Below are 13,573 nucleotides of genomic sequence, written 5' to 3' on the forward strand. Positions count from 1 at the left end.
CTCCATCGCTGGAGGGGCTGACGTCCTATTTCACCGACGCGCAGAAGCGCTGGATGCGGCCGCAGGCGTCTTCGAGCACCGCATTGCTGGTGGCGTAAGAGATGCGGAAGAAGGGCGACAGGCCAAACGCCTCGCCGAACACCACCGCCACGCCTTCGGCCTCCAAAAGCTCGTTGGCGAAGTCCTTGTCCGAGGCGATGACATTGCCGCTGGGCGCGGTCTTGCCGATCAGCCCCTCGCAGGACGGATAGACATAGAAGGCGCCCTCCGGCGTCGGGCACTTCAGGCCGGTGGCCTGGTTCAGCATCGACACCACCAGATCCCGACGGCCCTGGAACAGCCTGGCGTTGGGCTTGATGAAATCCTGCGGCCCGCTCAGGGCCTCCACCGCCGCCCATTGCGAGATCGAGCAGGGGTTGGAGGTGGACTGGCTCATCACCTTGGCCATCAGCTTGATCAGCGGCTCTGGCCCGGCGGCGTAGCCGATGCGCCAGCCCGTCATCGCATAGGCCTTGGAGACCCCGTTCATGGTCAGGGTGCGTTCATAGAGGGCGGGCTCCACCTGGGCGATGGTGGTGAATTCCATGTCGTCGAACAGCAGGTGCTCGTACATGTCGTCGGTGAGGATCCACACCTGGGGATGGCGCATCAGCACATCGGCCAGGGCCTTCAGCTCGGCCCGCGTATAGGCCGCGCCAGAGGGGTTGGACGGCGAGTTCAGGAAGACCCAGCGGGTCTTGGCCGTGATCGCCTTGTCGAGATCCTCGGGTCGCAGCTTGAAGCCGGTCTCCGCCGTGGTCGGCGCAAACACCGGCGTGCCGCCGGCCAGCAGCACCATGTCGGGATAGCTGACCCAGTAGGGGGTCGGGATCACCACCTCGTCGCCGGGGTTCAAGGTCGCCATCATGGCGTTGAAGATCACCGGCTTGCCGCCGGGCGAGACGTTCACCTGGCTGGTATTGTAGGTCAGGCCGTTCTCCCGGGCGAACTTGGCGACAATGGCCTCCTTCAGCTCAGGCACGCCGTCGACGGTGGTGTACTTGGTCTTGCCGTCCTGGATGGCCTTGATCGCCGCGTCCTTGATATTCTGAGGCGTATCGAAGTCGGGCTCCCCGGCGCCGAGGCTAATGATGTCGCGGCCCTGGGCTTTCAGTTCACGCGCCTTCTGGTCGGTCGCCATGGTGGCGGACGGCTTTACGCGGGCGAGCGTGGACGATTGCAGCGACATGGGCGCAGACTCCCTTTGGAGCGGGTGGGGAAGGAGTGCGGGGTTTAACTTGAAGGCCCCCGCGCCGCAAACCCGGCGCTCGGCGGAACACCAGTTAAGCTGACCCGTTTGCACCGGAGCCACAGAAGGGGGCCTCCCGTGATCCGACCTGTCCTGACATTCGCCCTGGCCGCCGCCCTTTCGGCCTGCGGGGCGCAAGAGCCCGCCGCGCCTGCTGAGGCCCCGGCTGCGACCCCGCCAGCCGAAGCGCCCGACGCGGCCATGCCGGCCTATGTCGGCCGCTGGGCCGCGACACAGGCTCTTTGTTCGGACGGCGCCTGGACCTTCCGGCATGACGGCCTGAGCACGGCTGGCGAGGTCTCCTGCCGGTTCGAAGGGGTCGCCGCGCTCGATGATGGCTACGAGATCGCCGCCGCGTGCACCGCTGAAGGGCCGCCCCAGTCCCATCGCCTCAACCTCAGCCTCGGGGCCAATGGGCAGACCCTGCGCGTTCGCGGCGGCCCGTTCGACGATCCCCCGCCGCTCAGCCGCTGTCCCTGATCGCAGTGGAGGCAGGCCCGGCCCTAACTTGACCCGCGCCCGCGGATCGGCGAGGCGTGCGCCATGCGCCGCCTGATCAGCTTTCTGACCAATATGGACGCGCGCGCCTGGCGGGGCGTGGCGGTCTCCTTCGTGCTGTTCGGCGGGGTAGGGCTCGTCTTCCTGTTCGGCGCCCAGGTGCTGGGCTTTGATGGCGAGGCCACGGTCGAGCACTGGCTGGGCATGGCCGCCCACAGTCCCTGGGCCCTGCCGAGCGCGGTGGCGGCCTTCGCCATCCTGGCCTTTGTCGGGGTGCCGCAGTTCGTGCTGATCGCCGCCGCCGTTGTGGCGTTCGGGGCCTGGACCGGCTTCGCCTACAGCTGGATCGGCACCATGGTCTCGTCGCTGGTGGGCTTCTATCTCGGCCGGCTGGCGGGCGCGCGGACCCTGGACGCGTTTGCCGGCGAAGGGGTTCGCCAGTTCATGCGGCTGGTAGGGCGCAACGGCTTCTGGGCCAGCCTGATCGTGCGGCTGGTGCCGTCTGCCCCCTTCATCGTGGTCAACATGGCCGCCGGCGTCACGCCCATGCGCCTGACCCACTTCGCGGCCGGAACCGCCCTGGGCATTATTCCCAAGATCGGTGTCACAGCCTTCGCCGGCAACACCATCGCCCAGGCCATGCGCGGCGGCGGGTCAGGGCACATCGCCCTCCTCGTCGCCATCGCCGCGGGCTGGATTCTCATGGGCTGGTTCGCCCGCAAATGGCTCAAGTCCCGCGAGGCGGCCGCAGGCGAGGGCGACCGGGCGGCTTGAGGGGCGCACGTTTCTTGCCGTCAGAGGGCGATTTTGGCCGGATCGACGCAAGAGCGTTGCGGCGCAGTGCGTTCTTGAGTAGAAAACGTCCATGACCAACGGTTTCCACAGCCTGCTTCTTGGCCTTCCGCTGGGGCTTAGCCGCCCCTGGGCGCCCCTGTAGGCTTGCGCGAAACCTCGCGGAGCCGGGCGCTCAGGGGATGACCCCGCCGCCCGACCTTCCTAGAATGAGCTCCCGCGAAGAGATCCTGACATGACTTCCCAAGCTTCCACCGCCGCGTCTGAACGCGACCGCGTCATCATTTTCGACACCACCATGCGTGACGGCGAGCAGTCGCCCGGCGCCTCCATGTCCCTGGAGGAGAAGCTGGAGCTGGCGAAGATCCTCGAGGAAATGCGGGTCGACGTCATCGAGGCCGGCTTCCCCATCGCCTCGAACGGCGACTTCGAGGCGGTACGGCAGATCTCCGAAATCGTCACCGAGAGCACGGTCTGCGGTCTGGCGCGGGCCGCGGCCATCGACATCGAACGCTGCGCCGAGGCGATCCGTCCGGCCAAGCGCGGCCGGATCCACACCTTCCTGTCCACCAGCCCCTCGCATCGCGACCACATTCTGAAGATGAGCCAGGAGGACATCCTGGAGGCCATCACCCGCTCGGTGACCCATGCCCGCAACCTGTGCGACGATGTGGAATGGTCGGCCCAGGACGCCACCCGCACCGAGCAGGACTTCCTGCGCCGCTGCGTCGAGGCCGCCATCAAGGCCGGGGCCAAGACGGTGAACATCCCCGACACGGTGGGCTATTCCTATCCCTCGGAATACGAGGCCATCTTCCGCGACCTGGTGGAGAACGTCCCCGGCGTCGAGAACATCATCCTGTCCACCCACTGCCACAACGACCTGGGCCTGGCCGTGGCCAACAGCCTGGCCGGCGTGCAGGGCGGGGCGCGTCAGGTTGAGGTGGCGGTCAATGGCATCGGCGAGCGGGCCGGCAATGCGGCCCTGGAAGAAGTGGTCATGGCGCTGAAGGTGCGCGGCGACCGGCTGCCCTATTTCACCGGCGCCGAGACCCAGCACATCACCCGGGCCAGCCGTTATGTGTCGGCCATCACCGGCTTCCCGGTGCAGTTCAACAAGGCGATCGTCGGCAAGAACGCCTTCGCCCACGAGAGCGGCATCCACCAGGACGGGATGCTGAAGGACCGTGGCACCTACGAGATCATGACGCCGGAAAGCGTCGGGCAGGGCGGCTCCAACCTGGTGATGGGCAAGCATTCGGGCCGCCACGCCTTCCGCGAGAAGCTGAAGGCCCTGGGCTATGAGCTGGGCCAGAACGCCCTGAACGAGGCCTTCCAGCGCTTCAAGGACCTGGCCGACAAGAAGAAGCACGTCTTCGACGACGACATCGTCGCCCTGGTGGACGACGCCCTGGCCTCCGGCGCCGACCGGATCCAGGTCAAGCATCTGCGGGTGATCGCCGGCACCGAAGGTCCGCAGGAAGCCCATCTGACGGTGACCGTCGAAGGCGTCGAGCGCGCCGCCACCGCCACGGGCGACGGCCCGGTGGATGCGGTGTTCAACGCCATTCACCAGGTGGTGCCGCACACCGCCATCCTGCGTCTGTTCCAGGTGCATGCGGTGACCGAGGGCACCGACGCTCAGGCCCAGGTCTCGGTCCGTCTGGAGGAGGATGGCCGCATCGCCACCGGCCAGGCCGCCGACACCGACACCCTGACCGCCTCGGCCAAGGCCTATGTGAATGCGCTGAACAACCTCTTTGCGCGCAAGGAAAAGACCGCCCCCGACGCGATCGCTAGCGGGTTCTAGGGGGCGGGCCGGCCCTCGCCGGCGCCCCTGATTTCCCATGCTCTGGATCGCCCTGACGATCGCGGCCGCGCCCCTGCAGGTGGCGCGCAACGCCCTGCAGCGCGGCCTGATGGCCGAGGCTGGGCCGTGGGGCGCGACCCTCGTTCGCTTCCTGTTCGGCCTGCCGTTCGCCCTGGCCATTTTCGCTGTGGTCGCCGGCCTGACGCCTGCGGCCGACCCCACCGCGACGCCCAGGTTCTGGGTTACGGTCAGCGCTGGGGCTTTGGGCCAGGTGCTGGCCACCGCCGCCCTGCTGGGGGCCATGAAGCGGGCCGGCTTTGCGGTTGCCACCTTCATGCAACAGGCCTCCCTGCCGCTGGCCGCCCTCATGGGGCTGGTCCTGTTCGGCGATCAGATGGGTCTCCAGGCCTGGGGCGGCGTGGCCCTGACCACGGCGGGCCTGGCGGCCCTGTCCTGGCCCGGGCGGGCGGCGTCGCGCGGGGCCCTGGTCGGCAGCGCGCTTGGCCTGGCGTCGGGCGCGGCCTTCGCGGTGGCGCTGAACGGTTATCGCCAGGCGGGTCTGGCCCTGGAGCCGGACTATCCGATCTATGCGGCCACGGCCGCCGTCTGCGTCGCCCAGACCCTGCAGACCCTCGTCCTGGGGGTCTGGCTGGCCATCGCCCGTCCCCAGGCCCTGCGGGCGGTGGCGCGGGCCTGGCGGCCCTCCCTGGGCGCCGGCTTCTTCGGGGCGGCGGCCTCGGCTTGCTGGTTCTCGGCGCTGGCCCTGGCGCCGGCCGGCATGGTCCGCGCCGTGGGCGTCATTGAAGCGCCGATCGCCGCGGCCGCCGGCCGGCGACTGTTTCAGGAGACCCTCAGCCTGCGCCAGGTTCTGGCGGGATCGGCCACCGCCCTCGGCGTGATTCTGACGGCTCTGGGCTAGGGGCAGCTCCGTCGGCGGGCGCCTGCGCCCGGAGAATCACCTCGCCGGGCGGCTCAACCCGCCGCGTCATGAACGCGCGCTCAAATCCCCCGAGGGTTGAATCGAAGGGGCCTGGCATGGCCGCAGAACGCTGGTCTCGGGGCGTTAGGTGAATAAGCCTTGAAATCAACAAAGGGGCGGGGCACACGAACCACAAGTCCTTCTCGCGACAGCCTGTTCCGCCCGTTCGCCCCCCGGCGCGCGACGGATCCGGATTTCGCCCGAGTCGCCCATTAAAGCCCCCCAGTCATCAGGGCACTGCATGATCTCGTCCCTCTTCGGCGCTATCTCGAACGACATCGCCATCGATCTCGGCACCGCCAACACGCTCATCTACATGAAGGGCAAGGGCATCGTTCTGAACGAGCCCTCCGTGGTGGCGCTGCGAAATATCGGCGGCCGAAAGGTCGTCCACGCCGTGGGCATCGAGGCCAAGCAGATGCTGGGCCGGACGCCGGGCCACATGGAGGCCATCCGTCCCATGCGCGACGGGGTCATCGCCGACTTCGAAGTCGCCGAGGAGATGATCAAGTACTTCATCCGCAAGGTTCACAACCGGAAGGGCTTTGTGAACCCCAAGGTCATCGTCTGCGTGCCGTCAGGCGCCACCGCCGTCGAGCGCCGGGCGATCAACGACTCCTGCCTGAACGCCGGCGGCCGTCGCGTGGGCCTGATCGACGAGCCCATGGCCGCGGCCATCGGGGCGGGTCTGCCTATTCATGAGCCCACCGGCTCGATGGTGGTCGATATCGGCGGCGGCACCACCGAGGTGGCGGTGCTGTCCCTGTCGGGCATCGTCTATTCGCGCTCGGTCCGCGTCGGCGGCGACAAGATGGACGAGGCGATCATCTCATATATGCGCCGCAACCATAATCTGCTGATCGGTGAGACCACGGCTGAGCGGATCAAGAAGGAGATCGGCACCGCCCGGGCGCCGGCTGACGGCGAAGGCCTGTCCATCGAGGTCAAGGGCCGCGACCTGATGCAGGGCGTGCCCCGCGAGGTCCGCATCAGCGAGAAGCAGGCGTCCGACGCCCTGTCGGAACCCGTTGGTCAGATCGTCGATGCGGTGAAGATGGCGCTGGAAGCCACCCCGCCGGAACTGGCTTCCGACATCGCCGACAAGGGCATCATGCTGACCGGCGGCGGCGCCCTGCTGCGCGGCCTGGACGCCGAGATCCGCGACCATACCGGCCTGCCAGTGACGGTGGCCGACGATCCCCTGTCCTGCGTGGCTCTGGGCTGCGGCAAGGTCCTGGAACATCCCAAGTGGATGAAGGGCGTTCTGGAATCTACCCTGGCCTAGGACTTGCTTGATCGAAGACGGTACGGCCACAGCCCAATTGCCTCTGGCGGGGAGACGATCTTAGGTGTCCTTCCGGGACAATCCTCTGGGTGAAATCCGGGTGCCGCTGGTCTGGACGGCCGGCGTCGCCCTGGTCGTGGCCGTCGTCGTGGCGGTGACCCTGCTGCTCGGCGACCGCCGCGAGACCCTGCGCAATGAGGCCTATGGCGTGACCCGCGAGGTCAGCGACGCCGTAGCCGCGCCTGTGTCGGGGGTGGTGTCGGCGCCCGTCCACTGGTTCGGCGCCCTCTCGGACGGGATCAGCCAGTATTTTTTCGCGGTGTCCGAGAACCGCCGCCTGCGCGCCGAGCTGGAAGAGGCCGCCCAGCTGCGCCAGGAGGTCCTGGGCTTGCGGGACCTGAACGAGCGCTACCGCGACCTGCTGGGCCTGCAGACCGATCCGCCGATCCCCATGGTGTCGGCCCGGGTGGTCAGCGACTCCCGGGGACCCTTCGCCAACACCCGCCTGGCCAACGCCGGGCGCGAGCGGCAGGTGCGGGTGGGCAACCCGGTGATGAGCGAATATGGCCTTGTGGGTCGGGTGGTGGGTGTGACCCGGGGCGCCAGCCGCGTCCTGCTGCTCACCGATATCGCCTCGCGCACGCCGGTGATGGTTGACCGCACCAACGCCCGGGCCATCCTGGCCGGAGACGGCGGCCCCAACCCCAAGCTCGAATATCTCCGCGGCCATGACCCGGTGAAGGAAGGCGATCGCATTGTCACCTCCGGCGACGGGGGGCTGATGCCCCGGGGCCTGCCGGTGGGCGTCGCCGTCAAGGGCGTCGACGGCGCCTGGCGGGTGGTGTTGAGCTCTGAGGCCGGCGCCATCGACTTCGTGCGCATCCTGCTGTTCGAGGACTTCGCCCAGCTGGTCGACCAGGACGAACTGAACGCCCGCAGCGAGCCCCCCGCCGATGGCGTCCTGCCGGCCGTGGGCGTGACCTCGCCGCCGCCGCCGACCCCTGCGCCGGCAACGTCTGCGCCAGCCGCCCGCCCGCCTGCGGCCCAGGCCCCAGCCCCCAGGACCCCCGCGCCCAAGGCGCCGGCCGCCAAGGCGGCGCCTGCGCCGGCGCCGAACCAGCCTGCGCCATCCCCTGAAGCCGCCGCGCCGCCGCCGGTCGAGGAGCCGGTCTTTTGAGCCTGACGGCGACGAGGCTTGACCCCTGGCGCTGGCTCGGCGCGCCGATGCTCCAGTGCATGGCCGCCACCATCCTCTTCAGCCTGCCAATCCGGGTGTTCGGCTGGGGTCTGCCCGAGCCCGTCTTCTGCATGGCGCCGGCCTTCGCCTGGGCTATGATCCGGCCCTCCATCGCCGCGCCCTTCGGGGTGCTGACCATGGGCCTGTTCCTGGATATCTTCTGGGGCGGCCCGCTCGGACTTTGGGCGCTCTCCCTGCTGGTGGCCTATGGCGCGGTGCTGGGCGCGCGGAACATGATGGTGGGACAGAGCCGGCCCATGATGTGGATCTGGTTCGCGGCGGCTTGCGCCGTGGCCCAGACCGTGGGCTTCCTGGTCACCCAGCTCGATGTCCGGGCGACCCCGAACCTGTTGGCCATGCTCTGGCAATTCCTCGCCACAATCCTGCTGTATCCATTTGCGCACCGGCTGATCGACAGGTTCGATGACGCCGACGTGCGGTTCCGATAGGGGGCGACGGCGTTGAGCGAGCCGTCCATCTTTTTCTCCGAGGTCAATGAACGGCAGGGGGCCTTCCACCGCCGCAGCTTCCTGCTGGGCGGGTTCGCCGGGGCCGGGCTGCTGGCCCTGGGCGGACGTCTGGCCCACCTGCAACTCCTGGAAGCCCAGCGCTATCAGAAGCTCTCGGCCTCCAACCAGTTCAACTTTCGTCTGGTGCCGCCGCCGCGGGGGCTGATCGTCGACCGCAACGGCGCGGTCCTGGCCACCAACCGCCCCAACTTCCGCCTCCTGGTGGTCAAGGACGGGGAGCACGAGCCTGGCGAGACGCTCAAGACCCTGGCCCACTTCGTGCCCCTGGACGAGGCCCGCCAGGAGCGCCTGATGCGCGAGTTCGAGCGCACCCCCAACCGCACCCCGGTGTCGGTCATGGAGGACATGACCTGGGAGCAGTTCTCGGCGATCAATGTCCGCGCGCCGGAAATGCCGAATGTCACCGCGGATATGGGCGAGGTGCGGGTCTATCCGCACGGCGGCGCCTTCGCCCACGTCATCGGCTATGTAGCCAAGGTGAACCGCGAGGACCTCACCGAGACCGGCCCGAATTCGGAGGCCATCCTGCTGCATCCGGGCTTCCGGATCGGTCGTCAGGGGGTGGAGAAGGCCTTTGATCTGGACCTGCGCGGTCGCACCGGCGCCAGGAAGGTCGAGGTGGACGCCCGCGGCCGCGAGATCCGCAACGACACCGACGGGGACATCCCCGCAGCCCCAGGCAAGACGGTCGAGCTGACCCTGGATGTGGACATTCAGAACCGGGCTCTGGAGGTGATGGGCGACGAGAGCGGCGCCATCGTCGTCATGGACTGCCGGTCGGGCGACCTGCTGTGCATGGTGTCGGCGCCCAGCTTCGACGCCAACCGCTTCGTGCGCGGCCTTTCCACCGCCGAGTACCGGGCCCTGGCGGACTATGAGCGCCGGCCCCTGCTCGACAAGGCCATGAGCGGCACCTACCCGCCTGGCTCGACCTTCAAGATGACCACGGCGCTGGCGGCCTTGGCGGCCGGCATCAATCCTGAGGAGCGGATTCACTGCTCGGGCGGGTGGCGGTTCGGGGGGCGGACCTGGCGCTGCTGGCGCCATGGCGGGCACGGCGCCCAGAACATGCACGACGCCATCAAGAACTCGTGCGACGTCTACTTCTACCAGGTGGCCCTCAGAATGGGCCCCGACCACATCGCTCGGGCGGCCAAGGCCCTGGGCTTCGGCCAGGCCTTCGACATCGGCATACCCGGTCAGCGCACCGGCGTGGTGGGCTCTACCGAGTGGAAGCGCACCCAGGTCAAGCGCGACCCCACCTGGCATCCCGGCGATTCGGTCAGCTACGGGATCGGCCAGGGCTACATCACCGCCAACGGCCTGCAGCTGGCGGTGATGACCGCCCGACTGGCCAATGGCCGCAAACAGCTCAACCCACGACTGGTCAAGTCGGTGGGCGGTGTCGAGATGCCGCCTGGGGACGAGGTGCCGAACCTGCCGTTCTCGCAGGAGCATCTGGACTATGTGCGCGCCGGCATGATCGCCGTGGCCAACGACCGCAGCGGCACGGCCTTTCGGCAGAGCCAACTGGGCCTCGGCGACGTGCTGATGGCCGGCAAGACCGGCACTGCCCAGGTCCGCAGCTATGACGGGGTGGCCAACCGTGACAGCCGCAGCGTCCGCTGGGGGCTGAAGGACCACAACCTCTATGTCGCCTTCGCGCCCATCGACCAGCCGCGCTACGCGATTTCGGTGATCATCCAGCACGGCGGGCTGGGCGGCGCCACGGCCGCCGCGCCGCGGGCCCGGGAGGTCATGCGGGTGGCCCTGCTGAAAGACCCGGAGATCCGGGCCCGTATCGTCCAGCCCATGCCGCTGCCTGATGTCACCGACCTGCCTCCCGTGGGGGAGGCGCCGGAAGGCGCGGTGGCCGCGCCGCCGCCCCTTGATCCAGGTGAACCCACATGACCATGAGCGCGCTGAGCCGTCCGGGCGAACGCGACCGCCTGGTGGTCAAGTTCACCCAGATCGACTGGACCTTCGCCATTGCGCTCTGCCTGCTGGCCGGGACGGGGGCGTTGATGATGTTCTCGGTGGCCGGCAGCTCCTGGGAGCCGTGGGCGGGGCCGCATCTGTTCCGCTTCGGCTTCTGCTTCGTCCTGATGATCGCGCTGGCCCTGTTCGACGTGCGGGTCTGGTTCGCGCTCGCCTATCCGATCTACGGGCTGGGGCTGCTGCTGCTGCTGGCGGTGGAGTTCGTGGGCGACACGCGCATGGGCGCGACCCGGTGGCTGGATCTCGGCTTCATGAGCTTCCAGCCGTCAGAAGTGATGAAGGTCGGCATCGTGCTCGCCCTGGCGCGGTTCTATCACGGTATCTCGGCTGAGGACGCGCGCCTGTCCTGGTGGCTGATTATCCCGGCGCTGATGATCGCCGCCCCCGTCCTGCTGGTCGCCCATCAGCCGGACCTGGGGACCGCCATGCTGATCGCGCTGACCGGGGCCGCGGTGGTGGTCCTGGCGGGGCTGTCCTGGAAGATCATCGGCGCAGCCGTGATCTCCTTCGTCGCGGCCGTACCCATCATGGTGATGTTCGTGCTGCACGAGTATCAGCGGGCGCGGGTGCTGACCTTCCTCGATCCGGAGAGCGACCCGTCCGGCTCCGGCTATCACATCCTGCAGTCGAAGATCGCGCTGGGCTCCGGCGGCTTCTTCGGCAAGGGCTATGGGCTGGGCTCGCAGAGCCAGCTCAACTTCCTGCCCGAGAAGCACACCGACTTCATCTTCGCCACCCTGGCCGAGGAGTTCGGCTTCCTGGGGTGCGCCCTGGTGCTGGCCCTGTTCGCGGCGGTCATCTTCATGGCCCTGCGCACCGCCTCCCTGGCCCACAGCCACTTCGGACGGCTGGCGGCCGCTGGGGTGACGGCGACCTTCACCCTCTATGTGCTGATCAACGGGGCCATGGTCATGGGTCTGGCGCCGGTGGTGGGGGTGCCCATGCCGCTGCTCTCCTATGGCGGCACGGTGATGCTGACCGTGATGATCGGCTGGGGGCTCGTCCAGTCGGTGCGGGTGCACCGCTATACCGAGGTCACCAGCGGCAAGGGCGCGTTCGTCTAAAGGCGCTAGCCGGCTGGCGCTAACCCGCCAGGGCCTGGTCGGTGGCGCGCACCAGGGCGTCCACGACGCCGGGCTCCGTGGAGGCGTGGCCGGCATCCCAGACCACGTCCAGCTTAGCTTCTGGCCAGGCCTGGCTCAGACGCCAGGCGGCGTCCATCGGCGTGACGACATCGAACCGACCCTGGACGATCCAGCCGGGAATGCCGCGGATCTTGTCGATGTTCTTCAGGATCCAGCCGTCTTCCGGGAAGAAACCGCGATTGACGAAGTAGTGGCATTCGATCCGCGCAAAGGCGATGGCGAAGTCCACCTCGTTGAACTTGGAGGGCCGCGCCTCGGGCCCGCGGATGGAGATGGTGTCGCCTTCCCATTGGCTCCAGGCCGTCGCCGCCTCGGCCTGCACCCGGCGGTCGGCATGGGTCAGGCGCCGGTGATAGGCGCCCATCAGATCGTGGCGCTCCTCCTCCGGAATCGGCGCCAGGAAGTGGGCCCAGGCGTCGGGGAACAGCATGGAGGCGCCGTCCTGATAGAACCAGCGCAGCTCTTTCTCGGTGAGCAGGAAGACCCCGCGCAGGACCAGGCCCTCGACCCGGTCGGGATGGGTGATGGCGTATGCGAGCGCCAGGGTCGACCCCCAGGAGCCGCCGAACACGGTCCACTTCTCGACGCCCAGCTTGACCCGCAGCCGCTCGATATCGGCGATCAGGGTCCAGGTGGTGTTGTGCTCCAGCCGGGCGTTGGGGTGAGAGCGGCCGCAGCCCCGCTGGTCGAACAGCGCCATCCGCCACTTCGAGGGATCGAAGAAGCGCCGCATGGTCGGGTTGATCGCGCCGCCCGGGCCGCCGTGCAGGATCAGGCAGGGCTTACCGTCGGGGTTCCCGCACTCCTCATAATAGACCTCGTGCTCGCTCTCGGTGGCGAGCCAGCCATGGGCGAAGGGCTCGTTCTCGGGGAACAGCCCACGACGTTGGGCGGGCGATGAGACGGCGGTGAAAGGGGAGGGGCGATCCATGTCTGTATTTACGCCGGGAAACGCCTGCGCATCCAGTCGAGGATGTAGCGGTTCACCGCCTCTGGCTGCTCCTGCTGCGTCCAGTGCCCGGAGTCGGTCACCAGCACCTTCTCGAGGTCGGAAATGTAGTCGCCCATCTTGTCGGCCATGGCGGGCGGCAGGACCGCATCCTTCTCGGCCATGATCATCAGACAGGGCAGGCCATCGATCCGGGTGGGCAGGTCGGCGCCCCGCTCCCAGTTGCGGGTGAAGTTGCGGTACCAGTTGATCGGGCCGGTGAAGCCGCTGTGCTCGAACAGGGCCACATAGACCGCCATCTCCTCGTCGCTGAGGAACTGGCTCTGATCAGCGGCCGGGTCATAGGCCGCCAGGCCCGCGGCGAACGCGAAGCTGGAGCCGCCCTTCTTGGTCTCGCTGGACTGGCGCAGGGCCGCAGGCTTGCGCAGGAAGAAGCGCATGGTCTTGTTGACGTCGGCGCCTAGCGTCTGGTCGGCCTCGCCCGGGGTCTGGAACCAGACGATGTACATGTCCGGGCCATAGACCTGGCGGAACAGTTCGATGGGCTCGGCCCGGTAGCGGGGCTGGTAGGGGGTGTTGAGGCCGATGATCCCGGCGCAGCGCTCGCGATGCATCAACGGCATCTGCCAGACGACGAAGCCGCCCCAGTCGTGCCCGACGAACACCGCCTTCTCAAGGCCCAGGTGATCGAGCAGGGCGACCAGGTCGGCGGTCAGGTGCTCCATGTCGTAATCGGCCACGGCCTCCGGACCCGAGCTCAGGCCATAGCCGCGCTGGTCTGGCGCGATGACGTGGTAGCCCGCCTCCGCCAGGACCGGGATTTGATGGCGCCAGGAAAAGGCGGTCTCCGGGAAGCCGTGGCAGAGCACGATGGCCGGACCATCCTTGGGGCCGGCCTCGTAATAGGCCATCTCGATGCCGTTCACCTGGGCGGTCTGAACCGGGGGCATGGCGGCGGCGAGGGCAGGGGGCAGGGCGATCGCCATGGGGGGCTCCGGACAGGTCTGATCCCGGCATTTGGGGGGATATGGGCGGGGAGGCAAGCCTTGCGCCCTTCCCCTG

The 13,573-nt window shown here is 68.4% G+C and carries 12 protein-coding genes; 9 read left to right on the forward strand and 3 right to left on the reverse strand.

Features of this window, described 5'->3' with window-relative positions:
* Positions 1–25: 25 nt before the first annotated feature.
* A complete protein-coding gene (locus Q8N19_RS04935; protein ID WP_305588519.1) occupies positions 26–1,228 on the reverse strand; it encodes a pyridoxal phosphate-dependent aminotransferase in 1,203 nt (400 codons plus the stop codon).
* Positions 1,229–1,366: 138 nt separating this feature from the next.
* Here Q8N19_RS04935 and Q8N19_RS04940 point away from each other — a divergent pair, with 138 nt between their 5' ends.
* The 9 genes from Q8N19_RS04940 (at position 1,367) to rodA (ending at position 11,481) form a co-directional block, all read left to right on the forward strand.
* Complete coding sequence (locus Q8N19_RS04940) at positions 1,367–1,768, forward strand: hypothetical protein (protein ID WP_305588520.1); 402 nt, start codon at positions 1,367–1,369, stop codon at positions 1,766–1,768.
* Positions 1,769–1,831: 63 nt separating this feature from the next.
* On the forward strand, positions 1,832–2,560 hold the full coding sequence (locus Q8N19_RS04945; protein WP_305588521.1) for a TVP38/TMEM64 family protein: 729 nt from the start codon (positions 1,832–1,834) through the stop codon (positions 2,558–2,560).
* Positions 2,561–2,813: 253 nt separating this feature from the next.
* Positions 2,814–4,388: a 2-isopropylmalate synthase gene (locus Q8N19_RS04950; RefSeq protein ID WP_305588522.1), complete on the forward strand. Its 1,575-nt coding sequence runs from the start codon at positions 2,814–2,816 to the stop codon at positions 4,386–4,388.
* Positions 4,389–4,425: 37 nt separating this feature from the next.
* A complete protein-coding gene (locus tag Q8N19_RS04955; protein ID WP_305588523.1) occupies positions 4,426–5,307 on the forward strand; it encodes a DMT family transporter in 882 nt (293 codons plus the stop codon).
* A gap of 301 nt (positions 5,308–5,608) precedes the next feature.
* A complete protein-coding gene (locus Q8N19_RS04960; RefSeq protein ID WP_293319783.1) occupies positions 5,609–6,652 on the forward strand; it encodes a rod shape-determining protein in 1,044 nt (347 codons plus the stop codon).
* A 64-nt stretch (positions 6,653–6,716) separates the two neighbouring features.
* Positions 6,717–7,829 carry a rod shape-determining protein MreC gene (gene mreC / locus Q8N19_RS04965; protein WP_305285355.1) on the forward strand — a complete coding sequence of 371 codons (1,113 nt, stop codon included), beginning with the start codon at positions 6,717–6,719 and terminating at the stop codon, positions 7,827–7,829.
* A gap of 47 nt (positions 7,830–7,876) precedes the next feature.
* Positions 7,877–8,338: a hypothetical protein gene (locus Q8N19_RS04970; RefSeq protein ID WP_370868359.1), complete on the forward strand. Its 462-nt coding sequence runs from the start codon at positions 7,877–7,879 to the stop codon at positions 8,336–8,338.
* A 12-nt stretch (positions 8,339–8,350) separates the two neighbouring features.
* Positions 8,351–10,330 (forward strand): penicillin-binding protein 2, encoded by a 1,980-nt coding sequence (gene mrdA, locus Q8N19_RS04975; RefSeq protein ID WP_305588524.1) that lies wholly within the window; start codon positions 8,351–8,353, stop codon positions 10,328–10,330.
* Positions 10,327–11,481, forward strand: coding sequence for a rod shape-determining protein RodA (gene rodA, locus Q8N19_RS04980; protein ID WP_305285351.1), 1,155 nt, complete (start codon positions 10,327–10,329; stop codon positions 11,479–11,481). Before mrdA ends, rodA begins: the two co-directional genes overlap by 4 nt.
* 19 nt (positions 11,482–11,500) lie before the next feature.
* Here rodA and pip read toward each other — a convergent pair whose 3' ends face one another.
* Both pip and Q8N19_RS04990 read right to left on the reverse strand, forming a co-directional pair.
* Entirely contained in the window at positions 11,501–12,493 is a 993-nt protein-coding gene (pip, locus tag Q8N19_RS04985) for a prolyl aminopeptidase (RefSeq protein ID WP_305285349.1), read from the reverse strand.
* Positions 12,494–12,501: 8 nt separating this feature from the next.
* Positions 12,502–13,497 (reverse strand): alpha/beta fold hydrolase, encoded by a 996-nt coding sequence (locus tag Q8N19_RS04990; RefSeq protein WP_305285348.1) that lies wholly within the window; start codon positions 13,495–13,497, stop codon positions 12,502–12,504.
* Positions 13,498–13,573 lie beyond the last annotated feature (76 nt).

This window comes from Phenylobacterium sp., from assembly GCF_030693405.1.
In the GTDB taxonomy this organism is placed as follows: domain Bacteria; phylum Pseudomonadota; class Alphaproteobacteria; order Caulobacterales; family Caulobacteraceae; genus Phenylobacterium.